This window comes from Micromonospora sp. NPDC049089 (assembly GCF_040648775.1).
Taxonomy (GTDB): domain Bacteria; phylum Actinomycetota; class Actinomycetes; order Mycobacteriales; family Micromonosporaceae; genus Micromonospora.
Genome location: NZ_JBEZEH010000010.1, coordinates 37,808 through 63,866 on the forward strand (window position 1 = coordinate 37,808; position 26,059 = coordinate 63,866).

25 protein-coding genes are annotated in these 26,059 nt (G+C 71.8%); 20 read left to right on the plus strand and 5 right to left on the minus strand.

What is annotated here, in order from left to right:
* Positions 1-32 precede the first annotated feature (32 nt).
* Positions 33-1,328: a hypothetical protein gene (locus tag AB0B48_RS03620; RefSeq protein WP_357195356.1), complete on the minus strand. Its 1,296-nt coding sequence runs from the start codon at positions 1,326-1,328 to the stop codon at positions 33-35.
* A gap of 107 nt (positions 1,329-1,435) precedes the next feature.
* On the opposite strand from AB0B48_RS03620, the gene AB0B48_RS03625 reads away from it, so the two are divergent.
* The 11 genes from AB0B48_RS03625 (at position 1,436) to AB0B48_RS03675 (ending at position 14,775) form a co-directional block, all read left to right on the plus strand.
* The gene (locus AB0B48_RS03625; protein ID WP_357195358.1) at positions 1,436-3,490 is read left to right on the plus strand and encodes a TIGR03960 family B12-binding radical SAM protein; all 2,055 of its coding nucleotides are present in this window, start codon (positions 1,436-1,438) and stop codon (positions 3,488-3,490) included.
* A 261-nt stretch (positions 3,491-3,751) separates the two neighbouring features.
* Complete coding sequence (locus tag AB0B48_RS03630; RefSeq protein ID WP_357195360.1) at positions 3,752-4,192, plus strand: hypothetical protein; 441 nt, start codon at positions 3,752-3,754, stop codon at positions 4,190-4,192.
* A gap of 10 nt (positions 4,193-4,202) precedes the next feature.
* On the plus strand, positions 4,203-5,690 hold the full coding sequence (locus tag AB0B48_RS03635; protein WP_357195363.1) for a hypothetical protein: 1,488 nt from the start codon (positions 4,203-4,205) through the stop codon (positions 5,688-5,690).
* A gap of 10 nt (positions 5,691-5,700) precedes the next feature.
* On the plus strand, positions 5,701-7,113 hold the full coding sequence (gene mycP / locus AB0B48_RS03640; protein WP_357195365.1) for a type VII secretion-associated serine protease mycosin: 1,413 nt from the start codon (positions 5,701-5,703) through the stop codon (positions 7,111-7,113).
* Positions 7,114-7,273: 160 nt separating this feature from the next.
* Positions 7,274-8,086, plus strand: coding sequence for a TIGR03936 family radical SAM-associated protein (locus AB0B48_RS03645; RefSeq protein WP_357195368.1), 813 nt, complete (start codon positions 7,274-7,276; stop codon positions 8,084-8,086).
* A gap of 131 nt (positions 8,087-8,217) precedes the next feature.
* Complete coding sequence (locus AB0B48_RS03650) at positions 8,218-11,334, plus strand: Rne/Rng family ribonuclease (protein ID WP_357195371.1); 3,117 nt, start codon at positions 8,218-8,220, stop codon at positions 11,332-11,334.
* A 116-nt stretch (positions 11,335-11,450) separates the two neighbouring features.
* On the plus strand, positions 11,451-11,933 hold the full coding sequence (locus AB0B48_RS03655; protein ID WP_357195374.1) for a hypothetical protein: 483 nt from the start codon (positions 11,451-11,453) through the stop codon (positions 11,931-11,933).
* 166 nt (positions 11,934-12,099) lie between these two features.
* Positions 12,100-12,414: a 50S ribosomal protein L21 gene (gene rplU, locus AB0B48_RS03660; RefSeq protein WP_007464063.1), complete on the plus strand. Its 315-nt coding sequence runs from the start codon at positions 12,100-12,102 to the stop codon at positions 12,412-12,414.
* An 11-nt stretch (positions 12,415-12,425) separates the two neighbouring features.
* Entirely contained in the window at positions 12,426-12,680 is a 255-nt protein-coding gene (rpmA, locus tag AB0B48_RS03665) for a 50S ribosomal protein L27 (protein ID WP_007464062.1), read from the plus strand.
* 96 nt (positions 12,681-12,776) lie between these two features.
* Positions 12,777-14,255: a GTPase ObgE gene (gene obgE, locus AB0B48_RS03670; protein WP_357195377.1), complete on the plus strand. Its 1,479-nt coding sequence runs from the start codon at positions 12,777-12,779 to the stop codon at positions 14,253-14,255.
* 70 nt (positions 14,256-14,325) lie between these two features.
* Positions 14,326-14,775, plus strand: coding sequence for a GNAT family N-acetyltransferase (locus AB0B48_RS03675; protein WP_355009314.1), 450 nt, complete (start codon positions 14,326-14,328; stop codon positions 14,773-14,775).
* A 78-nt stretch (positions 14,776-14,853) separates the two neighbouring features.
* Here AB0B48_RS03675 and AB0B48_RS03680 read toward each other — a convergent pair whose 3' ends face one another.
* Positions 14,854-15,345 (minus strand): DUF4383 domain-containing protein, encoded by a 492-nt coding sequence (locus AB0B48_RS03680; RefSeq protein WP_357195381.1) that lies wholly within the window; start codon positions 15,343-15,345, stop codon positions 14,854-14,856.
* Positions 15,346-15,574: 229 nt separating this feature from the next.
* Between AB0B48_RS03680 and AB0B48_RS03685 the strand changes: the two genes are divergently transcribed.
* From AB0B48_RS03685 to AB0B48_RS03695, 3 genes are read left to right on the plus strand one after another with little or no spacing between them, the layout of a single operon-like run.
* On the plus strand, positions 15,575-16,420 hold the full coding sequence (locus tag AB0B48_RS03685; protein ID WP_357195384.1) for a hypothetical protein: 846 nt from the start codon (positions 15,575-15,577) through the stop codon (positions 16,418-16,420).
* Between the two features lie 31 nt (positions 16,421-16,451).
* Positions 16,452-16,919 carry a phage holin family protein gene (locus AB0B48_RS03690; RefSeq protein ID WP_355009311.1) on the plus strand — a complete coding sequence of 156 codons (468 nt, stop codon included), beginning with the start codon at positions 16,452-16,454 and terminating at the stop codon, positions 16,917-16,919.
* Complete coding sequence (locus AB0B48_RS03695) at positions 16,916-17,533, plus strand: DUF3618 domain-containing protein (protein WP_355009310.1); 618 nt, start codon at positions 16,916-16,918, stop codon at positions 17,531-17,533. Before AB0B48_RS03690 ends, AB0B48_RS03695 begins: the two co-directional genes overlap by 4 nt.
* A 105-nt stretch (positions 17,534-17,638) precedes the next feature.
* Here the strand turns inward: AB0B48_RS03695 and AB0B48_RS03700 are convergent, their stop codons facing one another.
* Together AB0B48_RS03700 and AB0B48_RS03705 are read right to left on the minus strand one after the other, a co-directional pair.
* On the minus strand, positions 17,639-18,667 hold the full coding sequence (locus AB0B48_RS03700; protein WP_357195389.1) for a glycosyltransferase: 1,029 nt from the start codon (positions 18,665-18,667) through the stop codon (positions 17,639-17,641).
* 4 nt (positions 18,668-18,671) lie between these two features.
* Positions 18,672-19,949, minus strand: coding sequence for a cytochrome P450 (locus tag AB0B48_RS03705; RefSeq protein WP_357195392.1), 1,278 nt, complete (start codon positions 19,947-19,949; stop codon positions 18,672-18,674).
* Between the two features lie 141 nt (positions 19,950-20,090).
* Here AB0B48_RS03705 and AB0B48_RS03710 point away from each other — a divergent pair, with 141 nt between their 5' ends.
* The 3 genes from AB0B48_RS03710 to AB0B48_RS03720 are packed head-to-tail and all read left to right on the plus strand — an operon-like array spanning position 20,091 to position 22,010.
* Positions 20,091-20,486 (plus strand): hypothetical protein, encoded by a 396-nt coding sequence (locus AB0B48_RS03710; protein WP_357195395.1) that lies wholly within the window; start codon positions 20,091-20,093, stop codon positions 20,484-20,486.
* Positions 20,486-20,971: a 2-C-methyl-D-erythritol 2,4-cyclodiphosphate synthase gene (gene ispF / locus AB0B48_RS03715; RefSeq protein WP_357195412.1), complete on the plus strand. Its 486-nt coding sequence runs from the start codon at positions 20,486-20,488 to the stop codon at positions 20,969-20,971. Before AB0B48_RS03710 ends, ispF begins: the two co-directional genes overlap by 1 nt.
* A 10-nt stretch (positions 20,972-20,981) precedes the next feature.
* Entirely contained in the window at positions 20,982-22,010 is a 1,029-nt protein-coding gene (locus AB0B48_RS03720; RefSeq protein ID WP_357195398.1) for a tetratricopeptide repeat protein, read from the plus strand.
* A 147-nt stretch (positions 22,011-22,157) separates the two neighbouring features.
* Here the strand turns inward: AB0B48_RS03720 and AB0B48_RS03725 are convergent, their stop codons facing one another.
* A complete protein-coding gene (locus AB0B48_RS03725; protein ID WP_357195401.1) occupies positions 22,158-23,324 on the minus strand; it encodes a homogentisate 1,2-dioxygenase domain-containing protein in 1,167 nt (388 codons plus the stop codon).
* Positions 23,325-23,418: 94 nt separating this feature from the next.
* Here AB0B48_RS03725 and AB0B48_RS03730 point away from each other — a divergent pair, with 94 nt between their 5' ends.
* From AB0B48_RS03730 to AB0B48_RS03740, 3 genes are all read left to right on the plus strand, one after another.
* Positions 23,419-24,288: a hypothetical protein gene (locus AB0B48_RS03730; protein ID WP_355005924.1), complete on the plus strand. Its 870-nt coding sequence runs from the start codon at positions 23,419-23,421 to the stop codon at positions 24,286-24,288.
* A complete protein-coding gene (fahA, locus tag AB0B48_RS03735; protein WP_357195404.1) occupies positions 24,285-25,481 on the plus strand; it encodes a fumarylacetoacetase in 1,197 nt (398 codons plus the stop codon). Before AB0B48_RS03730 ends, fahA begins: the two co-directional genes overlap by 4 nt.
* Positions 25,482-25,729: 248 nt before the next feature.
* Entirely contained in the window at positions 25,730-25,939 is a 210-nt protein-coding gene (locus tag AB0B48_RS03740; protein WP_130405275.1) for a DUF397 domain-containing protein, read from the plus strand.
* Positions 25,940-26,059: the final 120 nt, after the last annotated feature.

Consider the following 26,059-nt stretch of genomic DNA (forward strand, 5'->3'; position numbering starts at 1 on the left):
GGCCGCACCCCGGCCGGGGCCAGGGTGCGGCATCAGCCCCGCTCGGGTTGGACGATCTGGGCGCGCAGGGTGCCCAACAGGTCGGAACTGTCGGCGACGGAGAGTCGGGTGAACACCCCGGTGGCGATGCTGCCGTGGTCGACCGACGTGCACACGACCACGGCGCCCCCGTCGGCGCTACCCACCGCGCACCGTTCGTGCCGGCCCCGTACACCGGTGTCCACGCTCTCCGGGGCACCCAACGCGTACCGATCGGTGAGCCGGCTGATCTCGGCCTCCGCGTCCGACTCCGGGGTCAGCCGGAAACCGGTGCCGCCGAAGACCGTCACCCGCTTGCCGCTCGTCGTGGCGTAGACGCCGGCGAACGTGTCCTCGGCCAGCCAGTTCTCCTTGCGTACCTCGCTCTCCAACTTCTGGGCCGCCTCGGTGCTGCGGCTGTCCTGCCGCAGGCTGAGGTCGTCCACCTGCACGGGCAGGGCCGCCCGCGCCGGGTACTGGGCCGAGATCGGGAACCCGTAGTAGGCGGGGCAACCACAACAGCAGGCCAGGGTGAGCAGCAGCAGCCACGGCCAGCGGCGTCGTCGGCGGACCGGAACCGGCACGTACCCCTTGGGGGCCTGCCACCCGGGCGGCGGTGATGGCGGTGGCGTGGTGGATCGCCGACCCCGGCGCTGCTTCGGCACCTTCGGCGGCGCGGGTGGTGCGGGTGGCGACATCGGCCGGGCCGGCACCATGGGTCCGATGGCCCGGGTTGCGCCCGGGGCGGCCGGCGGCGGCACCGGCTGCGACCCGGCCGGGGGAACGGGCGGCCCGGACCACTGCCGGGTGTCGCCCGATGAGGCCGGGGGAGCGGGCGGCCCGGACCACTGCCGGGTGTCCGGCGGCGTCGGATACGACATCGTGGGCGGCAGCGGGGGCAGTTCGGCGGAGGGCAGGTCCCAGCCGCCGGTGTCCACGCCGGCCCACGGGTCGACCGGGGTCTGGTCCTCCGGCGGCCCGGCGGCCACCGGCGGGAAAGGGGTCGGCTCGGCCGACTCGCCCCAGGCCTGTCGGCGGGGCAGCGGGGGTGGAACCGGGGCCGAACCACTCCACCTGGGCGCCGGGACCTCCGAGGCCGGGGCAGGCTCCGGCTGGTCCGGGGGTTCTGGCTGGTCCGAGTGGTCCGAGGGTTCTGGCAGGTCCGAGGGGTCTGGCTGGTCCGAGGGTTCCGGCTGCTCCGGGGGTACGGGTGGGGAGGTCGGCTCGTCGGCGACCGTCCGGTCCCGCTCCGGCTCCGCGCCCGGGGTGCTCCCGTCGGCCGGCTGTGCTCCCGGCTGGGTCTCCGGCATCGCGGCAATCTCCTCTCGCGCCGAACCGAGGTTAGTACCGCGCCGCCACCCCCGCCGATCGGGCGTGCGCGCGATCGGCGGCGGACGAACGCGTACCCTTGGGCATCATGAGTGCCCCGTCCACGAGCCCGCACGCGGCCGCGACCAACTCTCGCGACGACTCCAGCTCGGCCCGTCCGACGCCGCGCGTCGGCTCGGAGCCGTCGGTCTGGCCCCAGCTCGAGCCGCTGCTGCCCCAGATCTCCAAGCCCATCCAGTACGTCGGGGGCGAGTTGGGTGCGGTGACGAAGGACTGGGACGCGGCGACCGTGCGTTGGGCGCTGATGTATCCCGACGCCTACGAGGTGGGTCTGCCCAACCAGGGCGTGCAGATCCTCTACGAGGTGCTCAACGAGCTGCCCGACACCCTCGCCGAGCGGACGTACGCGGTCTGGCCGGACCTGGAGACGCTGATGCGCACGCACGGCGTGCCGCAGTTCACCGTCGACGCGCACCGGTCGGTGCGCGGGTTCGACGTGTTCGGCATCTCCTTCTCCACCGAGCTGGGTTACACGAACATGCTCACCGCGATCGACCTGGCCGGCATCCCGCTGCTGGCCGCCGACCGCACCGACGCCGACCCGGTGATCGTGGCCGGCGGGCACGCCGCGTTCAACCCGGAGCCGATCGCCGACTTCATCGACGCCGCGGTGCTGGGCGACGGCGAGGAGGCGGTCCTGGAGATCACCGCGATCGTCCGGGAGTGGAAGGCCGAGGGCTCGCCGGGCGGCCGCGACGAGCTGCTGCTGCGGCTGGCCCGCACCGAGAGCGTCTACGTGCCGCGCTTCTACGACGTCGACTACCTGCCGGACGGCCGGATCCAGCGGGTCGTACCGAACCGGGCGGACGTGCCGTTCCGGGTGCACAAGCGCACGACGATGGACCTGGACGCCTGGCCGTACCCGAAGAAGCCCCTCGTGCCGCTGGCCGAGACGGTGCACGAGCGGTACGCGGTGGAGATCTTCCGGGGTTGCACCAGGGGTTGCCGGTTCTGCCAGGCCGGGATGATCACCCGTCCGGTGCGGGAGCGGTCGATCACCACTGTCGCGCAGATGGTCCGCGAGGGCCTGGAGTTCTCCGGCTTCTCCGAGGTCGGCCTGCTGTCGCTCTCCTCGGCGGACCACTCCGAGATCGGCGACATGTGCTCGGGCCTCGCCCAGCAGTACGAGGGCACGAACGTCTCGCTGTCGCTGCCCTCGACCCGGGTGGACGCCTTCAACATCGACCTCGCGCAGGAGCTGTCCCGCAACGGGCGGCGTACCGGCCTGACCTTCGCCCCGGAGGGCGGGTCGGAGCGGATCCGCAAGGTCATCAACAAGATGGTGTCGAAGGAAGACCTGATCCGTACGGTCGTCACCGCGTACACCAACGGGTGGCGGCAGGTGAAGCTCTACTTCATGTGCGGCCTGCCCACCGAGACCGACGAGGACGTCCTCGAGATCGCCGAGATGGCCCACGAGGTGATCAGGGCCGGCCGGGCCGCGACCGGCTCCAAGGACATCCGCTGCACGGTCTCCATCGGCGGGTTCGTGCCGAAGCCGCACACCCCGTTCCAGTGGGCCGCGATGGACCGTCCGGAGGTCATCGACCACCGGCTCAAGATCCTCAAGCAGGCCATCAACGCGGACCGTTCGCTGGGCCGGGCCATCGGCTACCGCTACCACGATGGCGAGCCGTCGCTCATCGAAGGGCTGCTCTCCCGGGGTGACCGCCGGGTCGGGTCGGTCATCCGCAAGGTCTGGGAGAACGGCGGCCGGTTCGACGGGTGGAGCGAGCACTTCTCGTACCAGCGCTGGGTGCAGGCTGCGGCCGAGACGCTGCCCGCGTTCGGGGTGGACCTCGACTGGTACACCACCCGTCAGCGCGACGAGCTGGAGGTCCTGCCCTGGGACCACCTCGACTCGGGCCTCGACAAGGACTGGCTCTGGCAGGACTGGCAGGACGCGTTCAGCGAGTTCGAGCAGGACGACTGCCGGTGGACGCCCTGCTTCGACTGCGGCGTCTGCCCGTCGATGGACACCGAGATCCAGATCGGCCCCACCGGCAAGAAGTTGCTGCCGCTCACCCCGCTGGGCGGCAACGGCATGAAGGTCCCGTCGGGTCACTCGCACTCGCACCCCTGACCGCGCCGCAGTGAGGTAGCGCCGGCTGGCGCTGACCCGCCACCCTCCACATCCGACATGTCGCCCAACGGGTCCGCGTCTCGCGGGCCCGTTGGCGTTGTTCGGGCTCGGCCCGTCCGGTGGCCCGCGCCGAACCGTCCACGAGATCGGCCGTCATCTGTACCACGTGCTGGTGGCTGGGGCTGCCTCGACTAGGTCAGACTCGATACGCTGCGTCTGACATGGACCGACCCGGCGGGTCGGGGACGGGGGAGGAATCGCATGGGTAGCATCCCGCCGCCGAGCATCGGCGATCTGCACGTCAGCGTCGAGGACCTGGACGCCGCCGCCACATACGTCGAGCGGCTCCGGCAGTACATCGACGACACCATCAAGTACGAGATGGAACGCATCAAGACGCGGATGAAGGGCGACAGTAACAACGCCCAGGCCGTCCCCGGCGGCACGCCGTTCGGCGCGTACGAGGACGCCGTCATGCAGTGGCGGGCCCTGGAGGCGTCAACGGTGAACATGGAAGCGCACCTCAACGCCCTCTCCCAGAAGCTCGCCGCGCTCAAGGAAGGCACCGAGGAGATCGCGAAGGCGTTCCGCGACACCGAGGCGCGCAACGGCGCCAACGGCAAGGAGATCGAGCGGCTGCTGGAGTCGGCGGCCCCGCCGCCCACTGCCAGCGGCGCGCCCACCTACCCGTACACGGCCTGAGGGGGACGTCATGGCTGGAGGAACCTGGGAGCGGTGCGTCCGTGAGGTGACGCTCTCCGCGGACCCGGAAACGGTCGGATCGGTCGGAGCGGGCTGGAGCAACCTCTCCAGCGGCCTGCAACAGCTGCGGGACGCGCTCGTCGGTCGCTCGTTCGTCGGCCCGATCGCGACCGGCCAGGAGCGCCCGCACGTCGGCGGGCTGCCCGGGATGCTCGCCGGTTGGAAGGGCGGCGGTGGTGACGCGTACCGCGAGCACCTGGGCAAGATAGGCAAGCAGATCGAGGATCTCATCACCGACGCGACCAACGTCAGTGGCGCGTTGACGCGGATCGAGGGCGACATCCGCAAGTCGGTCTCCACGATCCCGATTCCGCTGATGGACGACTTCGGCTTCAACGAGTGGAGCCTGCCCAACGGCACCGAGCTCGACGATGCCCGCGACGGCGAGAGCTCGTCGGGGTTCCTCGCCGCGCTGCGCAAGGACTACCAGAGCAACCCCGGCTCGTACGCCGACGGCGCGTTCCGGGACAAGGCCGACGACCTGGAAGCGACGATGAAGGTCGACGGCCAGGCCGGTGACCAGAAGCGGGGCGGCTGGTGGGACACCGGAGCCCACCTGGACAACTGGTATCGGGACAATCAGAACGCGGCGAACACGGCGATGGCACCGCTGCCCCAGGCCGTCTATACGGAGCGCCCCAAGCTCACCGTCAACAGCCCGGAAAAAGGGGCCATAGAGGACGATTTTCGTCGCGACCCCCGGGTCCCGCCCTCGGGGCGGCCCGACATCGGTGGTGGCGAATTCGGCGGGAAGCCCGACATCGGTGGTGGCGGCCCCACGATCGGCAGCAGGCCGCCGGGCATCGGTGACACGGGCGGTCCGACGTCCACCGTCGACCCGTTCTCTCCGACCAAGCCCGGTGGGCTTGGCGAGGGCTCGCCCACCGGCGGCACGGGTCAGTTCACACCCCCGTCGACGGGCTCCGGCTTGCCGGGCTACGCGGACGGCGACGCTGGCTACAGCAGCGGGCTGGCCGGCGCCACCCCGGGCGGGGTCGGCGGCCTGGGCGGCGGCATCGGCGGCGGCGGGGTCGGCAGCGCCGGTCTCGGTGGCGCCGGCGGTGGTTTCGGCGGCGGTGCCGGCGTCGGCTCGGCCGGCGGGATCGGCGGCGGTGCCGGCGGTGGCCTGGGCGGCGGTGCCGGGATCGGCGTGGGCGGCATCCCCGGCATGGTGGGTGGCGGCAACGGAAAACTGCCGCCGATGACGAGCGCGGCGAACGCGTTGCGCACCGCCCAGGCCGCCGGCGGCGCCGGGATGGCGGGCGGCGCGCGCGGTGCCGGCGTCGGCGGTGCCGGAATGATGGGCGGCGGAATGATGGGCGGCGCGGGTGGTGCCGGCCAGGGTGGCAGCACCGGCTCCGAGCACTCGTCGTGGTTGACTGAGGATGACGATCCGTGGGGTCCTGGTGACGGGGCGTCCCCGGGTGTCCTTCGATGAGGATGGACGGATGAGGGTGAACGTCGGACGCCTCCGGCCGGTAGTCGCCTGTCTGCTGGCGGGGTTCCTGGTGGTGGGGGCCGCTCAGCCGGCGGCAGCCGCACCCCGGCGGGCCGAGCAGTGGTATCTGGACGAGCTCCGGATCGACCGGGTGCACAAGATCTCGACCGGGCGGGGCGTGGTCGTGGCCGTGGTCGACACTGGCGTCGAGGCCAGCCACCCGGACCTGCGAGGTCAGGTGCTTCCCGGTGGACGCAGCTACGGCGCCTCCGGAGACGGCCGGGCCGACGAGGTCGGGCACGGCACGCACATGGCCGGCATCATCGCGGCGAAACCCAGCGGCGACGGGGTGGACGGCATCGCCCCCGGCGCGAAGATCCTGCCCATCAAGATGCGCAAGGAGGACGGGGTCTACACCGACGCCGAGATTGCCCGGGGCATCAGGATGGCCGTCGACGGCGGGGCCAAAGTGATCAACGTATCCATTGGTAGCCCCGGCTTCGCCAATCCCGTGCAGCAGAGCGCAATCCAGTACGCGTTGGACCGTGACGTCGTCCTGGTCGCCTCCGCGGGTAACACCGCCCAGGGCCGCACCACAGTGGGCAAGCCCGCCAACACCCCCGGTGTCATCGCGGTGACCGGGACGACCAGGGGCGGCGCGTTCTGGTCCGGTTCGGTCCAGGGGCCGGAGGCGGTGGTCGCCGCTCCGGGCGACGGGATCTACAACGTCGCCAACGAGGGGGGCTACGGCTGGGGCGACGGGACCTCCGACTCGAGCGCGATCGTCTCCGGTCTCGCCGCCTTGATCCGGTCGAAATATCCGGACCTCAGCGCTCCCAACGTGATCAACCGGATCATCCGGACCGCGCGGGACGCCGGTGCGTCCGGGCGGGACCCGCAGTACGGCTTCGGGGTGATCGACCCGACGCGGGCGCTGACCGCGAACGTGCCACCGGTCACCGCCAATCCGCTGCTCGACCCGGCCGTCGCGGCGACCGACCCGGGCCCGGGCCGTGCCGAGGGTGCGGACGAGGAGTTCGACGTCACCCAGCACGGCGATCGCGGTGGCCCCACCGACCAGCAGGTCATGGTGGTCGGCATCGGCATCGCCGTGGTGCTGGTGTTGCTGCTGGGTCTGGTGGTCTTCCTCATCTGGAACCGTCGTCGGTACCGGCGGGAGGCGGCCCGGGCCGCCGACATCCCGGACGAGGTGCTCGACCGGGTGGCCCAGGGCGCGTACCCCCCACCTGACGCGGGTTACGCCCCACCGCCGGGCTACCCGCCCCCACCCGGTTACGCCCCTCCTGCCGGGTACGCGCCGCCTTCCGGCTACGCCCCACCGCCGGGCTACACCCCGCCCCCGCCCTCCGGCTACGGTCCGCCTCCGGGCGGGTCGCCGCCCGCGCCGCCGTCGGAGCGGTAACCGGTCCCGATCAATGATGGCCGGCCGGTGACCTCCGCGGTCGCCGGCCGGCCACCGACTTTCCCGGCGGGGGGTCACGGCCGTCGCGACCGGTTTGTGCCCGTCCGTCACTGCGGTTTCGGCCGCCCCGGCTGCGTACCGTCACGAGCCCTGCGCCAGGATGGGCGGACACGCAGGTACACCCGAGGAGCCCACGATCGCCAAGAAGCCTCAACCCGAGGGCGGCCAGGCACCGGTCGTCCAGCGCGTCCGCATCCGGTACGCCAAGCGCGGGCCGCTGCGATTCACCTCGCACCGGGACTTCGCCCGGGCGTTCGAGCGCGCGCTACGGCGGGCGGCTGTGCCGGTCGCCTTCTCCCAGGGTTTCCACCCGCACCCGAAGATCTCCTACGCCAGCGCCGCCCCGACCGGGGTGGCGAGCGAGGCGGAGTACCTGGAAATCGCCCTTCAGGCGGCTGTCGACCCGGAGGCGTTGCGCGCCGCGTTGGACGCCGCGCTCTCGCCGGGGCTGGACGTCCTGGACGCCGTGATCGCCGAAGGGGGCAACCTGCCGGACCGGATCGAGGCGTCGCACTGGCACATCGAGTTGCCTGAGGTCGACACGGCGGTGCTGCGCGACGCCGTGGACGCCTTCGTCGCGGCCGACGAGGTGCTGGTCGAGCGGATGACCAAGCAGGGTCGACGTACTTTCGACGCCCGAGCCGCCGTGATGTCGATCGATGTCCAACTGCCGACGCCGACGCCTTCCGGGGCGCCGGCCGTACCGTGTGCGATACTCGAACTGGTCGTGCGGCAGGTCACCCCGTCCGTACGGCCCGATGACGTCCTTTCCGGCCTCCGCGTGGTGGCCGACCTGGAGCCGCCGGTTTCGCCGAGGGTGACACGGCTGGCTCAGGGCACGTTGACCGCGCAGGGTGCGATCGTGGATCCGTTGGATGCGGACCGCGACGGGGCAGCCATCGTTGGGCACTGACCGACGGTCGGTGTTCTGGCAGGCAGACTTCGGCGGTCGCGCACCACGCGCGCCCGGCGGAAACACTTTTGCGGCGACCCTGCGTGGCAGCGCTCACCCGCGCCCGGGCTAGCCAGAACTGGAGAACGTCCATGCTCGAGAACGAGCCCGAGGGCGGCGAACGGGCCGGTTCACAGCCGGCCGGTGCAAGCGCCGACCACAGCACCACGGCCGACGGCGGCGCCGTCGAGACCCCCACCACGGCTGTCGGTTCGGCCTCGGTGGAACCGGCGGAGAGCGCTTCCGCTGAGGCCGCCGAACCCGCCGCGCCGGTGCGGCGCACCCGGACGACCCGTCGTCGGGCCGCCCCGCTCAACCAGCCGGAGCAGACCGACGCCCCGATCGAGGCGCCCACCGGTGGCGCCGGCAACGTCGAGTCGCCGCAGGCGGAGGTCTTCGCCCCGATCTCCGGCGACCTGGACGTCGCACCGAAGACCCCCCGGCGTCGCCGCAAGGCCACCCCCGTCGAGACGACAGCCGAGGAGCCGCTGGTCGCCGCCGCTGCAGAGGCGGCCTCGGCCGAGGTGGTGCCGCCGGTCAAGGTGACCCGTACCCGGCGCAAGAAGGCCACGCCGGCGGCCGTCGAGGAGCCGCCCGCCGCCGAGCAGCCGGCCGCGGCCGACGAGCCGCCCGCGATCGAGGAGCCGGTCGTCGAGGAGCCGGACGTCACCGAGGAACCGGCGGAGTCCGACCTGCGCGAGGCCGAGGCCGAGTTGAACGACTCCCCGGCCCTCCCGAGCACGTCCGCTGCCGAGCTGGCCTGGAGCAGCGGTGCGCAGGACCGCTCCGGCGAGGTGCCACCGGGTGTGGCCGTCTCCGGTGTGACGGATGAGCCGACCGAGCCGGCCGAGATCGAGCCGGAGCAGCCGCGTACCCGTCGTCGGCGCGCTGCGCTGTCCGCGCCCACAGTGCTGTTCATGGCACCCCAGCCGGACGCCGTGCCGGTGACCCGCCCGGTGGAGCCCGCCGCGGCGACCGAGGAGCCGGCCGTCGAAGAAGCCGCCGAGCCGTCCCGCCGCCGTCGGCGTGGTCGCCGTGAGGCCGAGCCGGTGGAGCCGATCGAGGCCGTCGAGGCCGAAGAGGAGCCGACCGAGGAGGCCGACGAGGCCGCCGAGGCGGATGAGGATGACGAGGACAGCGCCGCCGCGCGCCGCCGCCGCCGACGTGGTCGCCGGGGCCGTGGCCGGGGCAAGGGCGGCGCCGACGACGCCGAGGACGAGGAGTCCGAGGAGGCGGCGCAGGCCGACGAGGAAGAGACCGCCGAGGTCGAAGCCGAGGGCGACGAGGACGAGGAGTCCGAGGGCGGGGACGGTCTGACCCGTCGTCGTCGTCGCCGCCGCCGTCGTGGCGCCGGCGACACCGAGGGTGCGGCGGACGACGGCGTGCCGACCGTGGTGAAGATCCGCGAGCCGCGTCGGACCGTCGACGAGGTGCAGGGTGTGTCCGGCTCGACCCGGCTGGAGGCCAAGCGCCAGCGCCGCCGGGACGGTCGGGAGCAGCGCCGTACCCGACCGCCGATCCTCAGCGAGTCGGAGTTCCTGGCGCGCCGCGAGGCCGTCGACCGGGTGATGGCGGTCCGCCAGCGCGGTGACCGCACCCAGATCGCCGTCCTGGAGGACGGCGTGCTGGTCGAGCACTACGTCACCCGCAATTCCTCCGGGACGATGGCCGGCAACGTGTACCTCGGCAAGGTGCAGAACGTGCTGCCGAGCATGGAGGCCGCGTTCGTCGACGTCGGTCGGGGCCGTAACGCCGTGCTGTACGCCGGCGAGGTCAACTGGGACACCTCCGGGTTGGAGGGGCGGGCCCGCTCGATCGAGCAGGCGCTGCGCTCCGGCGACTCGGTGCTGGTCCAGGTCACCAAGGACCCGATCGGGCACAAGGGCGCACGGCTGACCAGCCACATCGCGCTCTCGGGCCGGCACCTGGTCTACGTGCCCAACGGCAACGCCTCCGGGATCAGCCGCAAGCTGCCGGACAACGAGCGCAAGCGACTGCGGGACGTGCTCAAGAAGCTGGTCCCGGACGGCGCGGGCGTGATCGTCCGGACGGCCGCCGAGGGCGCCACCGAGGACGAGTTGGCCCGCGACGTCAAGCGGCTCCAGGCGCAGTGGGAGGACATCCAGGCCAAGGCTGCCGAGGGTGGCGCTCCGGTGCTGCTCTACGGGGAGCCCGACCTGGTCATCCGGGTGGTCCGGGACCTGTTCAACGAAGACTTCCGCGAGCTGGTGATCGAGGGCGAGCAGTCGTACGACATGGTCGAGTCGTACCTGTCGCACGTCTCCCCGGACCTGGTCGACCGGGTGCGCCGGCACGTCGGCACGAGCGACGTCTTCGCCGAGTACCGGATCGACGAGCAGATCATCAAGGGCCTGGACCGCAAGGTCTTTCTGCCCTCCGGCGGCTCGCTGGTGATCGACCGTACCGAGGCGATGACTGTCGTCGACGTCAACACCGGCAAGTACACCGGCTCCGGGGGCAACCTGGAGGAGACCGTCACCCGTAACAACCTGGAGGCGGCGGAGGAGATCGTCCGTCAGCTCCGGCTGCGGGACATCGGCGGCATCGTGGTGATCGACTTCATCGACATGGTGCTGGAGTCAAACCGTGAGCTGGTGCTGCGCCGACTCACTGAGTGCCTGGGCCGGGACCGCACCAAGCACCAGGTCACCGAGATCACGTCGCTCGGCCTGGTGCAGATGACTCGTAAGCGGATCGGCGCGGGCCTGCTGGAGGCGTTCAGCGAGACCTGCGAGTGCTGCAAGGGCCGGGGCGTCATCATCCACACCGAGCCGGTGCCGGAGAAGCCGCGTCCCGCCGGTGCGGGGGAGAAGGTCAAGGCGGTCGCCTCAGCGGTGGCTCCCGCCCCGGCGGCCGAGCAGGGTGCCCCCTCGTCCCGTCGCCGGGCGCGCAAGAACGCCCCGGCCGCGGCCGAGCGGACCGCTGTCGAGGTCGTCGACACCGACACCACTGCCGAGCCGGACGCCGCCTACCAGGACACCATGGGCTACGACCTGTCCCGCTACGAGTCGGACACCGCCGCCGCACCGGCGATCTCCGACGCTCAGCAGGGTGAGTCGGCTCGGTTGGCCGCGGCGGACGACCCGGACGCGCTCGCCGACGCTGAGGGCGACGAGGAAAGCACCGAGGGCGGTGGCGGCCGTCGCCGGTCGCGTCGCGGTGGCGCCCGTCGGCGGACCCGCCCCTGAGCGCCTGACCGGCCACGTGTTTGACGAGGTCCCTCTCCCGGCAAAGTGACGGGGGAGGGACCTCGCCGTTGTGGCCACCCGGTCCTCGGTCGGCTGTCCCCGGTCAGGAGAAGAAGATGCGCCGTCTGCTCGCGGTCACCGCGCTGCTCACCATGCTCTCCGTCGCGGCCGGCTGCTCCACCGGTGGGACCGCCGAGGACGCCGGCTCGGCGGTCGCTGGCACCCCTGGGGGCCCGACCGGCATGCCGGCCAGCGGTGGTGTGGCGGGCGGCGACGCCACCCAGGTGTGCGCCGCCGCACAGGAGGCCAGCACCACTGCCGTTCGGACGTACGTGGGTGAGCTGGGTCGGATGCTCGCGGCGGTGGGCGCCGGGGACAGCCGCACCGCCGAGGCCGCCCGGAGCCGGGCCGAGGGGGCGCTGGCGGGCTGGCGGACCGTCCTGCGGGAGCAGTCGGAGCGGACCGACGATCCGCAGCTCAAGACGCTGCTCACCGACCTCGGCGCCGAGGTTTCCGCGCTCGGGGCCGACGTCGAGTCGATCGACGAGACCGAACTCGACCGGCTCCAGCAGCGCCTCGACCAGCTCTGCGAGCGCTGACCAGGGCGGGCCGGTTTGGGGTCCGGGCCAGCGATGGCGTACTCTTGCCTGCGGCCCACCTTTGGTGTGCCGAGTTCCCGTGTGCCCGCGCCGCCGTGCACTGCTACCCGGCGAGCCGCTGCGGGAACGACCGCCAGCAGCCTCAACGACAGGGAGTCCGCCTCCGATGTACGCGATCGTCAAGACCGGCGGCAAGCAGTACAAGGTCGCCGAGGGCGACGTGATCGAGGTCGAGAAGCTCACCGGTGCCCCCGGTGACGCGGTGAAGCTCACCGCGGTGCTCCTCGTCGACGGTGACGACCTGGTGACCGACGCGGCGAAGCTTGCCGAGGTCGCGGTGTCCGGCGAAATCGCCGCGCACACCAAGGGCCCGAAGATCCGGATCCACAAGTTCAAGAACAAGACTGGCTACCACAAGCGCCAGGGTCACCGTCAGCCGTTGACCCAGGTCAAGGTGACCGGCATCTCCAGCGGGAAGTAGGTCGTCCTCCAATGGCTCACAAAAAGGGTGCGTCCAGCTCGCGTAACGGTCGTGACTCCGCGGCCCAGCGACTCGGCGTGAAGCGCTTCGGTGGTCAGGTCGTCAGCGCCGGTGAGATCATCATCCGGCAGCGTGGCACCAAGTTCCACCCCGGTGACCTGGTCGGCCGTGGCGGCGACGACACGCTGTTCGCGCTGTCCGCCGGTGCGGTCCTGTTCGGCACCAAGCGCGGTCGCAAGACCGTCAGCATCGTTCCGCAGCAGTAGTTCTCGGGCTTAAGCGGGCCGCGGACCTCCGGGTCCCGGCCCGCTTAGCCTTTTTCGCGAAGTGCGAGGTTGGACCTCGCTGGAAGGATTGACGCCGTGGCAACGTTCGTTGACCGGGTCGTTCTGCATCTGCAGGCCGGCGATGGCGGGCACGGTTGTGTCTCGATCCACCGCGAGAAGTTCAAGCCCTTCGGTGGACCGGACGGCGGCAACGGTGGGCACGGGGGCAGCGTGTCCCTGGTGGTCGACCCGCAGGTGACCACGCTGCTCGACTTCCACTTCCACCCGCACGTCAAGGCCGACAACGGCAAGGGCGGCGCTGGCTCGAACCGGGACGGGGCCAACGGCCGCAACCTGGTGCTCAAGGTGCCCAACGGCACAGTGGTGCAGACCTCCGACGGTACGGTGCTGGCCGACATGGTCGGCGCCGGCACCACCTTCGAGGTCGCCCGTGGTGGGCGCGGCGGGCGGGGCAACGCCTCGCTGGCCAACGCCAAGCGCAAGGCGCCCGGCTTCGCCGAGCTGGGGGAGCCCGGCGACCAACTGGACATCGTGCTGGAGCTGAAGAGCGTCGCCGATGTGGGCCTGGTGGGCTTCCCGTCCGCCGGCAAGTCGTCGCTGATCTCGGTGATCTCCGCCGCGAAGCCGAAGATCGCCGACTACCCGTTCACCACCCTGGTGCCCAACCTCGGCGTGGTCCGGATGGACAACCACACCTTCACCGTCGCGGACGTGCCGGGCCTGATCCCCGGCGCGGCCACCGGTAAGGGTCTGGGCCTGGAGTTCCTGCGGCACATCGAGCGCTGCGCGGTGCTGGTGCACGTCATCGACTCGGCGACCCTGGAGCCCGGCCGCGACCCGGTGGCCGACATCGACGCCATCGAGGCGGAGCTGAGCCAGTACGGCGGTCTGGCTGACCGCCCACGTCTGGTCGCCGTGAACAAGGTCGACGTGCCGGACGGTCGCGACCTCGCCGAGATCGTGCGCCCCGACCTGGAGGAGCGCGGTTACCAGGTGTTCGAGGTCTCCGCGGCCACCCGGGAAGGGCTCAAGGAGTTGACCTACGCGATGGCCGAGCTGGTCGACGCGGAGCGTAAGGCCGCTCCGCCGGCCGAGCCGACCCGGATCGTCATCCGCCCGATCGCCGTGGACGACGACGGCTTCACCATCACGGCCGAGGCAGACGGCTCGTTCACTGTGCGCGGTGTGCGTCCGGAGCGTTGGGTCAAGCAGACCAACTTCGACAACGACGAGGCGGTCGGCTACCTGGCTGACCGGCTGGCCCGGCTCGGGGTGGAGGACAAGCTGGCCAAGGCCGGCGCGCAGCCCGGTGATCTGGTCCGGATCGGCGCGCGCGAGTTCGACTGGCAGCCGACGCTCTTCGCCGGCGTGGAGTTCGTGCCCGGTAACCGGGGCACCGACGTCCGCCTGGAGGAGAAGTCGAACCGGGCCTCCGCCGCAGATCGGCTCGCCGCCCGGAAGGCTCGCCGCGTGCGGCCGGAGGACGAGGTGGGCGCGGACCTCTCCGACGACGACATCGACGATGACATCGACGACGAGGACGACGCCGAGTAGTTCGTTGCGCTCCGTGGTGGGGTTGATTTCCGGAAACCTCCGCGAAATCCACGCGTCCTAGCGTGGGGTGATGCTGATCGAGTCCCGGCCTGCCACCGATCCGGAGATCGCCGCCATGGTCATCGCGCAGCAGCGTGAGCTGCGCGAGGCCGATGGCGGGTTGGACGGGCAGGTCTTCGTCCCCCATGACGACGTCAGCTACCTGGCGGTGGTGCTGAACGGTCGGGCGGTCGCCTGCGGCGGGCTCCAGGCACTCGATGCCGAGACCGGCGAGGTCAAGCGGATGTACGTCCGGCCCGCGTACCGGGGGCGGGGGATCGGTCGTCAGTTGCTGGCCGCGCTGGAGGAGTGCGCGTTCCGGCAGGGGCAGTCGGTGGTCTGCCTGGAGACGGGCACCTACCTGCCGGCCGCGATCGCTCTCTACTCCGCGTGTGGCTACCAGCAGATCCCGGTGTACGGCGAGTACGTGGGCAACCCGTACAGCGTCTGTTTCGCCAAGCGGTTGCCGGTCGCGGCCTGACGGCCGCGTCGCCGCTGCTGGCGTGCTCGACGGTCACCGGCTTCGGCCCGGCCGAACCCCGCTGCACCGAAACCCAGGTCAGTGCCGGTCGGCGGGGCTGTCCAGGCGTCCGCCGGTGCCGGCCTGGTTCGACAGCAGCAGCCCGAGCGCGAGCATTCCGAAGCCGAGCGCCAGGTGCAGCCAGTTGTCGGCGTCATTGACCGGCAGGATGTTCGCGCCGCCCTCCGGGTTGACCGCCTCGATCGCCAGGCCGTACAGCCAGAGAGCGAGGTAGACCGCGCCACCGGCGGCCAGGAAGACGCGGGCACCGGCGACGCTGCGGGCCAGCACCAGGCCGACCAGCCCGAAGAGCAGATGCACCACGTTGTGCAGGATCGACACCTGGAACAGCCCGAGCAGGTGGGCGTCCGAGTGGTGCCCGGCGAACCGCAGTTCGCCGTAGTCGGTGGTGATGCCGGGGATGAAGCCGAGGACGCCGATCAGGAGGAAGACCCCGGCCACCACCAGCGCGGCCAGCTGGACCCGGGGTCGGGGTCCGGCCGTTCGGCCGCCTCGTGCGTCTCGTGCCATCGCTGCCCCCTTCGTGGATCTGCCGATCTCGCGAACCTCACTGTCCGCAGCGGCGACGTGACGCAGCCCGACGATCCTCCATTTTGAAGACCAACCAGGGGGCCCCGCAGATAAATGCACGAAGAGGTATGGAAGCCGAAACGGAGGGTAGGTCAATAGTCAGCGGCCGCAGCAACGGGCCGCATCCCCCCAGCACAACCGCGACGACTTTCTGAGCGGAAGGGAAATCATGACTTACGATCTTTCACCTACGTCTTCCACGTACGGGCAGCAGTCGACCAACGGCGGTGGCGTCCGCGACCAGGCGCGCCAGGTCGGGTCGGAGGCCGCGCAGGCTGGTGGCGCGGTCGCCCAGACCGCCAAGGAGCAGGGCACCGAGGTCGGCCGTGAGGCGGCCCGGCAGGCCCGCAACCTGTACGGCGAGGCCCGCAGTCAGCTGGCAAGCCAGACCGGTGAGCAGCAGCGCCGGGCTGCCGGCGGGTTGCGTTCGCTGGCCGACGAGATGCGCTCGATGGCCGAGCAGGGTGGCCAGGCCGGCCCGGTGAGCGAGCTCGCCCGCCAAGCCGCCGACCGGGTGCACGGCGTCGCCGGCTGGCTCGAGGAGCGTGAGCCCGGCGACCTGATCACCGAGGTACGCGACTACGCGCGGCGTAACCCGGGCACCTTCCTGGTCGGCGCAGCGGTGCTCGGTGTGCTGGCCGGCCGGCTGACCCGTGGCATCTCGGCTGCCGGCGACGACTCCGGCAACGGTTCCTCGAACTTCCGGGGCGCCGGGGCGTACGACCCGGAGCAGACCGCTGTGATCCCGACGCCGCCGCCCGCGCCCCGCGCGGTGCCGGACGCCGTCCCGTCGGGCGGCTACCTCGACCCGACCCCCGGTACGCACACCCCGCCGACGTCCGGTGGCTACGCCGACCAGACGCCCGGTACCTACGCCGACTCGGCGCCCGGTGACTACGCCGAGCCCACTCGGGGCGATCACCCGGAGCACTCCGGCACCGGCCAGCCGCTGCCGCCGGTGACCCAGACCGACCCGCTGCCGGGCGTGCCGTCCAGCGGCACCCCTCGCCCGTGAGCCACCGAGTCATCCGAAGGGAGGCGACGGCATGAGCATGCCGACGCAGGGGTCCGGACTGGACTCCGGTTACCACCCCGACGCGGGTGCCCCGCACACCGCGGCGGAGGTGAAGGGCAGCTCGCTGGGCGACCTGATGCGTCAGGTCACCACCGACCTGTCGACGCTGATGCGTCAGGAGGTCGAGCTGGCCAAGGCTGAGATCCGCCAGGAGGGCAAGAAGGCCGGCAAGGCCGCAGGCCTGTTCGGCGGTGCCGGCTTCGGCGGCTACATGGTGGCCCTGTTCGTGTCCATCGCCATCTGGCAGTTCCTGGACAACGTCATGGACTCCGGCCTGGCCGCGCTGATCGTGGCAGTGATCTGGGCAGCGGTCGCCGCGGTTCTCTACTCGAAGGCCAAGAAGAACGCCCAGCACGTACGCGGGCTCAAGCAGACGAACGACAGCGTGCAGCGGATCCCTGACGCGCTCAAGCCGCACCCGGAGGGAGTCACCCGATGAGCACCGATCCCGATCAGATCCGCCGGGAGATCGAAGCCACCCGTAACAGTCTCAGCTCCGACGTGGACGCGCTGGCGTACAAGGTCAGCCCGAGCCGCATCGTCGACGACCGTAAGCAGCGGGCCCGTTCCGCTCTGCAGAATGTGAGGGACAAGGTCATGGGAACCGCGTCTGACCTCGGCCACGGCACCGGCCAGGCCGCCCACTCGGTGGGTGACCGCGCCTCGTCGGCGGCCTCCAGCGTCAGCGACGCCGCGCACTCGGCGGCGACCACTGTCAGCGACGCCGCGCACAGCGCGCCGCGGGTGATCCGGCAGAAGTCCCAGGGCAACCCTCTCGCCGCCGGCCTGATCGCGTTCGGGGTCGGCTGGCTGGCCTCGTCGCTGATCCCGGCTTCCCGCCGCGAGCAGGAGGCCGCCGCCCAGGTGAAGGCGAAGGTCAGCGAGCACAGCGGGGCGGTGAAGGAGAAGCTGAGCGAGGTGGCCAGCGAGCTGCGCGAGCCGGCCCAGCAGGCCGCCGAGTCGGTGAAGTCCACCGCTCAGGACGCCGTGCACGCGGTCAAGGACGACACGAAGTCCGCCGCCCACCAGGTCAAGGACCACGCCACTCCCTGAAACACCCCCAACCAGCACGACAGCTCGCGGTCACCCTCCGGTGCCCGCGAGCTGTCGCGTTGAGGTCAGCGCCGATCTTGCGGTTTCGGCTGGGGTTCTATGCGTTTACCGGCGGTAATGTCCCAACCGGAAGTGCAAGATCGCGGGGAGTCGTGGGTTTCGCGGGGCGGGGTTGGCGGCTCGACGGATTCGGGTGTCGCCGTAGCGGACGCCGCCCAGCAGGAGGCGTCGGGTGACCGCCAGCCAGCCGCACACACCACGTTCCAGCAGCCAGAGTGGGGCCGCCAGCGCCGTGCCCGGCGGGAACACACGGGTGCCGCCGGCGCGGCGGCGACCCGTCTCGGCCAGGGCGACGACACCGGCCACCGCGCCGAGCAACAGCCCGGGGCGGCGCGACGCGACCGCCACCGCCGGCAGCACCGCGAGCGCGGTCAGCAGGCGAGCCGGCTGAGCCAGATCGTCGTACGCCTGACGCACTCGTTGACCACGGAAATGCGCGGCGTCCGGAGGTAGTCGGCGGACGTACAGCCAGGCCGGCGTCGCCTCGGTGCCGCCGTACCCGCGCACCGTGCGGATCAGCTCCAGGTTCTCGAAGAGCACGTCCGGGTCGTACCCGCCCATGGCGAGGAAGGTGCTGCGCCGCACGGCGAGGGTGCCCGGGTAGTCCGCCCCGAGCGCCCGGTTGAGCAGGGTGCGGCCGGTGTCCCACCAGGCGTGCCAGGGCAGCGGGTCGAAGTAGTTCTGCGGGCGTACCAGGTCGGCCCGGTCCAGCAGCCGGTGTACCGCGGTCAGCGCGGACTCGTCGTACCGGACGTCGTCGTCGGCGATCACCACGTGCTGGTGCCCGGCCGCGCGGACCCCGGTGTGTACGCCCAGCACCTTGCCGTTGAGCCCACGCTCACCCGGATCCGGTGGAAGGTGCCGGACCAGCCCTCGCCACGCCTCGGCGTGCCGGGCGAAGACAGGCGGAGGCGAGCCGTCGACAACGAGCACCTCCACCCGGTCACCCAGCCAGCGCAGGTAGTCGGTCAGCTCGGTCAGGCCGGTGTCGGTGTCGGTGTCGGTTTGCCAACGCAGCGGCAGTACGTACGTCATCGGTAGGCGGGTCGGTGGGGCTTCGGTCCGCCGTGTCACGTCGTCACCTCGACCACGCACGATCATCGTCCGTGCGGGAGAAATGGCGGACGTTGGTGAGGGTCAGCCCGAGGGGCGGCAGCGCGGGCATCCGGTGCAGATCCAGGGCCAGGTTCTGGACCGGCACGTCGTAGCGCATGGTGGTGGTCAGGTTGGTGACCGCCCGCTTCATCAGGTCGATGGTGATCCACTCGCCGGCGCAGCGGTGCCCGGCCCAGTGGTCGCCACCGCCCTGCGGGATCAGCTCGTACGGGTCCACCCGGCGGCCGGCGAACCGCTCCGGGCGGAACAGCTCCGGTTGTGGCCAGAGCGTCGGGTGGTGGTTGGTGCCGTAGAGGTCGAGCAGCACCCGTCGACCCTTCGGGAAGTGGTGGCCCTGCCAGTCGAAGGACCGCCGGACCCGGGCCGCCGCCATCGGAAAGAACGGGTAGTAACGGCGTACCTCCTGGACGAAACGCTCGGTGGACTCGTCGTCGTCGCGGACCCGTTCCCGCCAGGCCGGATGCTCGTGCAGGGCGAGCGCGGCGAAGGTCATGTACTGGTCGACGGCGACCACCGGGCGCAGCACATTGAGCAGCTCCACCGCAGCGATCCGCCGGGGCAGGAGGTTGCCGCGCCCGTCCCGGTATTCGGCGATCACGGCCAGGGCGCTGCCGGCCGGCGCCGGGGCGAAACCGACCCGGGTCCGTTCGACGAGATCGGCGAGCCAGCGTTCGGCGCGGTACCGGGCGATCCGTCCCCGCCAGTGTCGGGGTCCCATCACCGCCGGGGCCTCGATCATGGCGTGCAGCTCGACGGCGCGGCGTTCGACCTGTGACGTGGGCAGCGGTACCCCCGCCCAGGCGCAGACCACCCGGGTCAGCAGCCGACCCAGCTCGTCGTAGAGCGACACCGGACCGGCACGTTCCCAGGCGGCGACCCGGGTCCGCCACTCGTCGTCGAAGAGCTGACCGAGCCGCTGGATCGCCGCTGGCGTCATGATCGACATGAACATGGCCTTGCGGTCGACGTGCTCCGGCCCGTCCAGCCCCTGCACCCCGCCCCTCCCGGTCAGGGTCCGCTGCACGCGCAGCGGCATCGCTGTGGCGCGCTGGAAGCGGTCGTTGTCGTAGAACAACTCCGCCGCCGGCCGGCCCCGCAGGCAGATGGTCGGGGCGAGCAGGATCCGGGTCGTGAAGACGTCGCTGCCGTACCGCTCGCAGCGCTCGCCGATGAACCGGTAGCCGGCGCGGAGCAGCGCGAGGGTGCTGTCCGGGCTGCGGTCGGCCGGCATGGTCGCCATCGGGTCTCCTCACGCGCAGGTGGGGCTGGTCGCGTTTGCCGCTGCGCTTACCCCCGTCGTCGCCGCTGAACCCCGCTCGGCTGGCCCCTCCCAGGGACGGCGGAACCTGGTTTGCTGGTGAAACGAGCACGGGGAGGGCGGATGCGCGACAACAGAGCGCCGCACTGGCGGCAGCGGCGAGTGGCCGGGGCACTGGGCGGAGGCCGCGACGGGCGGTCCCTGATCGGGCCGCCTCGGCGGCCCACCCGTCCGCACCGGTTCTTCACGGTGCACCTGGGCTTCACCGCGCCCGGCCCGGCCGAGGCGCGCGAGCTGGCGGTGGCGTACGCGGAGGCGCTGAGCCTGCTGCGCTCGGAGGTGGCACTCGGTGCGGCGGCCCTGTCACCGGCGGACGCCTGGCAGCGGGCCGAGCGGCTGTTCTGCGGGGCGGTCGGCCCGGACGGAGAGCGCTGCGTCGACGTCGCCGACCATCCCGGTTTCCACCACGCCCCGGGCCCGGGTGGCCTCGGTTGCGGCCGGTTGACGCGTACCCTCTGATCATGATCGTTCCCCGGGTCGCCATCGGCACCGACGTGCACGCGTTCGAGCCGGGCCGGCCGTGCTGGGTGGCCGGGCTGTTCTGGCCCGATCAGGACGGCCTCGCCGGGCACTCCGACGCCGACGTGGCAGCGCACGCCGCCTGCAACGCCCTGCTCTCCGCCGCCGGTCTCGGTGATCTCGGTTCCGCCTTCGGGGTGGGCCAGCCGGAGTGGGCCGGCGCGTCCGGGGTGGCTCTGCTGACCGAGACGGCCCGTCGGGTGCGCGCCGCCGGCCTGGAGGTCGGCAACGTGTCCGTGCAGGTCATCGGCAACCGTCCCAAGATCGGCCGGCGTCGCGAGGAGGCGCAGGAGGTGCTCTCCGCCGCGGTCGGCGCCCCGGTCACCGTCTCGGCGGCGACCACCGACGGGCTCGGCTTCGCCGGCCGTGAGGAAGGGTTGACCGGGGTCGCGGTGGCCCTGGTGTACGACGCGTCGGCCGCCTAAGCTCGCCGCGATGTCCAGCGACCCCACCCCCGACCAGTCCGCCGCCGACGGCTACGTCCAGCGGGCCCAACTCCTCGCCGAACTCGGCCGCTACGACGAGGCGGCCGGGGAACTGGCCTACGGGTTGGCCCTCCAGCCGGATGACGTCGACGCGCTCACCATGCTGGCCCGGGTGCACCTGGCCGCCGGCCGCCCGACCGAGGCGCTCACCGCCGCCGACACGGCCGTGGCAGCCGCACCCGAGGCCCTGCCCCCGCTGGTTGCCAGGGGCATGGCCCTGGCCGACCTGGAGCGCTACAGCGAGTCGGCGGCCACCGCCGACCGGGTCCTCGCCCTCGGCCCGGCCGACGCGTACGCCCAGCGGAGCGCGGCGGCGATCCTGGCCGGCGCCCGCAACGGTCAGCCGGCGCTGAACGCGGCCTGGCGAGGTGTCGAGTTGGCTCCGCAGGAGCCGCAGGCGCACCTGGTGCTCGGCCTGGTCGCCGCCCGCCTGGACCTGTTCGACCTGGCTGAGCGGGCCTACCGGGAGGCGCTGCGGCTCGACCCGCGGATCGGCGAGGCCGGCCACGACGTGGGTGTCATGCGGCTGGAGCAGCGCCGCTGGTCGGAGGCGTTGGAGCACGTCGCCGAGGCGGTGACGGTCAGCCCGAGGCGGATCGACTCGCCACGAACCCTCGCGTACGGGCTGCACCGCCTGGTCCTCTACGGCGCGGGATGGTCGCTGGTGGCGGCGGTGCTGGTCGCGTTCGCGGCGTCGGCGAACGACGGCTTCTCCCGCGTCCTGGCGGTGCTCGCCGCGCTCACCGGCGGGATCATCGTGTGGCAGCTCGCGGCCCGGCTGCCCGGGCTGACCCGGAGCGTCCTTCCCGCCCTGCTGCACTCGGACCGGGCGATGGCCCTGGCCGTCTACGCCGTGGCCGCCGCGCCGCTGCTGCTGCTGGTGTACGCCATGGTCGGCTCCCCGTGGCCCCTGGTGCTGGCGATCGCCACCACAGCGGTAGCCGAGTTCGCCGTCTTCACCCGAACCGCCATCCGCTAACCACCAAAGCGTCGGGCCGCGCCCGCCAGCATGATCCACAAGCGTCGTTCAGCTCGACCGGCTCAGGGTTTCGCCGGAGCCCGACCGCGTCGGGATCAAGCCTGACCGCCCAGAGCGGGCGGGCTCCGGCGAAACCCCCAACGGCGACTAAACAGAACGCGCCCACGTCCAGGCGTACCCCTCGTCTTCGCAGGAGCTGGCGGCGTCGCAGAGATCCAGCGGGCGGAAGGTGTCGACCATGACGGCCAACTCGTCGAAGTAGTCCGCGCCGATGGATCGCTCGGCGGCACCCGGCTGGGGGCCGTGGGTGAAGCCGGACGGGTGCAGGGAGATCGAGCCCTGCTCGATGCCGGAGCCGCGCCGTGCCTCGTAGTTGCCCCCGGTGTAGAAGAGCATCTCGTCGGAGTCGACGTTGTGGTGGTTGTACGGCACCGGGATCGACTGCGGGTGATAGTCGACCTTGCGGGGCACGAACGAGCAGATGACGAAGTTGGGCCCCTGGAAGGTCTGGTGCACCGGCGGGGGCTGGTGGATGCGGCCGGTGATCGGCTCGAAGTCGTGGATGGAGAACGCCCACGGGTAGAGATGCCCGTCCCAGCCGACCACGTCGAACGGGTGGTTGGCGTAGACGTAACGGGTCCAGCCGCGCCGGTGCCGGACCAGCACCTCGACCTCCTCGCCGTCGACGAGCAGCGGGGCGTCGGGGCCGCGGACGTCCCGCTCGCAGTACGGCGAGTGCTCCAGGAACTGGCCGCGTACGGAGAGGTAGCGCTTGGGCGGGCCGATGTGCCCGGACGCCTCGACGGCGAGCAGCCGGACGGGTTGGTCGCCGGTGGGCACCAGCCGGTGGATGGTCGAGGTGGGGATGACGACGTAGTCGCCGGCGACCGCGTCCAGCACGCCGAACGGGGACTCGACCCGCAGGGCGCCCGACTCGACGTAGAGGCAGTGGTCGCCGGTGGCGTCGCGGAACAGCGGTGAGGGTCGGTCGGCGAGGACGTAACCGATCCGTACGTCGTCGTTGGCAAGCAGGTACTGCCGGCCGAGGATGGGGTCGGAACCGCCGGTGTCCAGTTTGTGGGTGCGCAGGTGGCGGGGCTTGAGCGGTAGGTTCGGCGCCCGGGTGAAGGTGGGCGGGGTGAACTCGTCGGCGGCCAGGATCGCGGTGGGCGCGTGCCGGTGGTAGAGCAGGGACGAGTCGGAGGAGAAGCCCTCCTGGCCCATCAGCTCCTCGGCGTAGAGGCTGCCGTCGGGCTGCCGGAACTGGGTGTGGCGCTTGCGCGGCACCTCGCCGACGCTGCGGTAGTACGGCATCTCGCCTCCCGATATTTCCCGTTCACCGGCCGAGGGCGTCCGATAATCGGACGCTGTTGTCCGTTCCTCGTAGCGTCCCGTACATTCTTGTTCCGTGTCAACGCAGGTGCCAGCACTCCTCCACGGCCTGGTGGACGACGCCGCCGTCTTCCCGCCGGGCAGCGCCGCGCTGCACGACGCCCTGGTCGCCCACCGCCAACACCGCGCCGCCTGGTACGCCGACCTGGTCGGCCCACTGCTGATCCCCGCCTCGGACGTGGCCGCCGGTGAGCTGACCGGTCTCGTCGACCCGGGCGAGGGCCTGGTGGTCGGCGTGATCGGCGACACCGGGATCGGGAACCTGCCGTTCGCGCTGTCGTTCCTCGCCCCCGACGGCGTCACGGCGCGCCAGGTAGAGGTGGCGGTTGCCAAGCGCGGCGAGGACCCGCTGCCCGGCATCGCCGAGTTGCTGCGGCTGACCGACGCGCTGCCGGGCGTGGAAACCGTCTACGCCGAACTGCCGCTGACCTTCGGACTGATGGGCGCCCTGGACGCGCTCGTCGCCGCGCGGGCCGACGGGGTGCCGATCGCGGCCAAGTTCCGCACCGGCGGCCTGGCCGCCGAACTCTTCCCCACCCCGACCGAACTGGCCACCGTGATCTGCGCCTGCCGGGACCGGGGCCTGCCGTTCAAGCTCACCGCCGGGCTGCACCAGGCGATCCGACACCTCGACCCGGAGACCGGGTTCACCCACCACGGCTACGCCAACGTGCTGGCCGCGACCCTGGCCGCCGCCGAGGGTGACGGCGTGCGCACGGTCGCCGAGCTGCTCACCGTTGTCGACCCGCGCCCCCTGGTGGAGCGCACGACGGCACGGCTGGACGGGCCTCGCCCCCTGTGGGTGGGCTTCGGCTCGTGCAGCATTCTGGAACCACTGACCGATCTGATCCGGCTTGGGCTGGTGAACGGGGGCTACGACGCATGACCTGGGTGACCGGCGCCGACGGTTCGCCGTACGGGGTGACGAACCTGCCGTACGGGGTGTTCCGGCAGGACGGGGGTCCTTCGCGGATCGGCGTACGGATCGGGTCCTGGGTCTTCGACCTCGCGGCGGCGGAGGCCGCCGAGCTGGTGCTGGCCGCCGGCACGCTGTGCCGGCCCGTGCTCAATGACTTCATGGCCCTGGGTCGTCCGCAGTGGACGGCGGCACGGCAGCGGATCACCGAGCTGTTGACCGACCCGGCGCACCGGGGCGCGGTGGAGCCGCTGCTGGTGCCCCTCGACGACGTGGAGCTGCTGCTCCCCATCGAGGTGGCCGACTACGTCGACTTCTACTCCTCGGAGCACCACGCGTCGAACGTCGGGCAGATCTTCCGCCCCGGCCAGCCGCCGCTGCTGCCCAACTGGAAGCACCTGCCGATCGGCTACCACGGGCGGGCCGGCACGGTGGTCGTCTCCGGCACGCCGGTGACCCGGCCGACCGGGCAGCGGGCCTCCGCCGAGGGCCCGGTCACCGGCCCATCGGTACGCCTCGACATCGAGGCCGAGGTGGGATTCGTGGTGGGCGTACCGAGCGCGTTGGGCGATCGGGTTTCCGTCGACGACTTCGCCGAGCACGTCTTCGGTGTGGTGCTGGTCAACGACTGGTCGGCCCGGGACATCCAGGCCTGGGAGTACCAGCCGCTCGGCCCGTTCCTCGGCAAGTCGTTCGCCACCTCGATCTCGGCCTGGGTGACGCCGCTGGACGCCCTCGGCAACGCCAACGTGGCGGCCCCCGACCAGGACCCGCCGGTGGTGGACTATCTGCGGGACGTGCCGCACCTGGGCCTGGACCTGCGCCTGTCGGTCGAGTGGAACGGCGACCAGGTCAGCGAGCCTCCGTTCGCCACCATGTACTGGACCCCCGCCCAGCAGTTGGCGCACCTCACCGTCAACGGGGCTTCGCTGCGCACCGGTGACCTGTACGCCTCCGGGACCGTCTCCGGCCCGGAACGGGGACAGGTCGGGTCCTTCCTGGAACTGACCTGGGGCGGGGCCGAACCGGTCACCGTGGGCGGCGAGAGCCGTACCTTCCTCGAAGACGGCGACACGGTGACCATCACCGCCACGGCGCCCGGCCCGGACGGCACCACAATCGCCCTCGGCGAGGTGTCCGGCACGGTTCGTCCGGCCCGTTGAAGCCGCCGCCGCGGTACGGCCCAGCAGCGGCTTTCCTCTGCTGAGTCGGATTACTGCGCCCCCTCCGGAGCGCTCTGACCATCTGGTCTTCGAGTCGTCTCGTTCACGGGACTCTTGATCGCACAGCGGGTGCGATCAAGAGCCCTCGTTGCGCCGTTGGTCACGCGGATCAAGTGGTCCCACACGGGCCGGGCCCAATGCCCGTCCACAGCGGTGGGGCAATCCCGACGCACACGGAGGTAACGACGATGCACGATCTTGCGGGCGCGGTCTGGCGTACCAGTAGCCGTTCAAACGACCAGGGGCTCTGCGTGGAAGTGGCGGACAACCTGGTCGATGTCCATGGTCTGGTCGGGGTCCGCGACTCCAAGGACCAGACCGGTCCCACACTCGCGGTCAGCCCGCCGGGGTGGACAGCGTTCATCGGCGCGATTCGGGCCGGTCGCTTCGAGCGCTGACCGGCGCGTGTGGGCCCCGGGGCGCCGGACCGCGGCCCAGGGCCCGCCCCCAACGTCAGCCGTGGCCCCCGGGGGGTGGAATTTAGCGGCCGGGGGCCCCGCCGGGCCCAACGCCCGCAT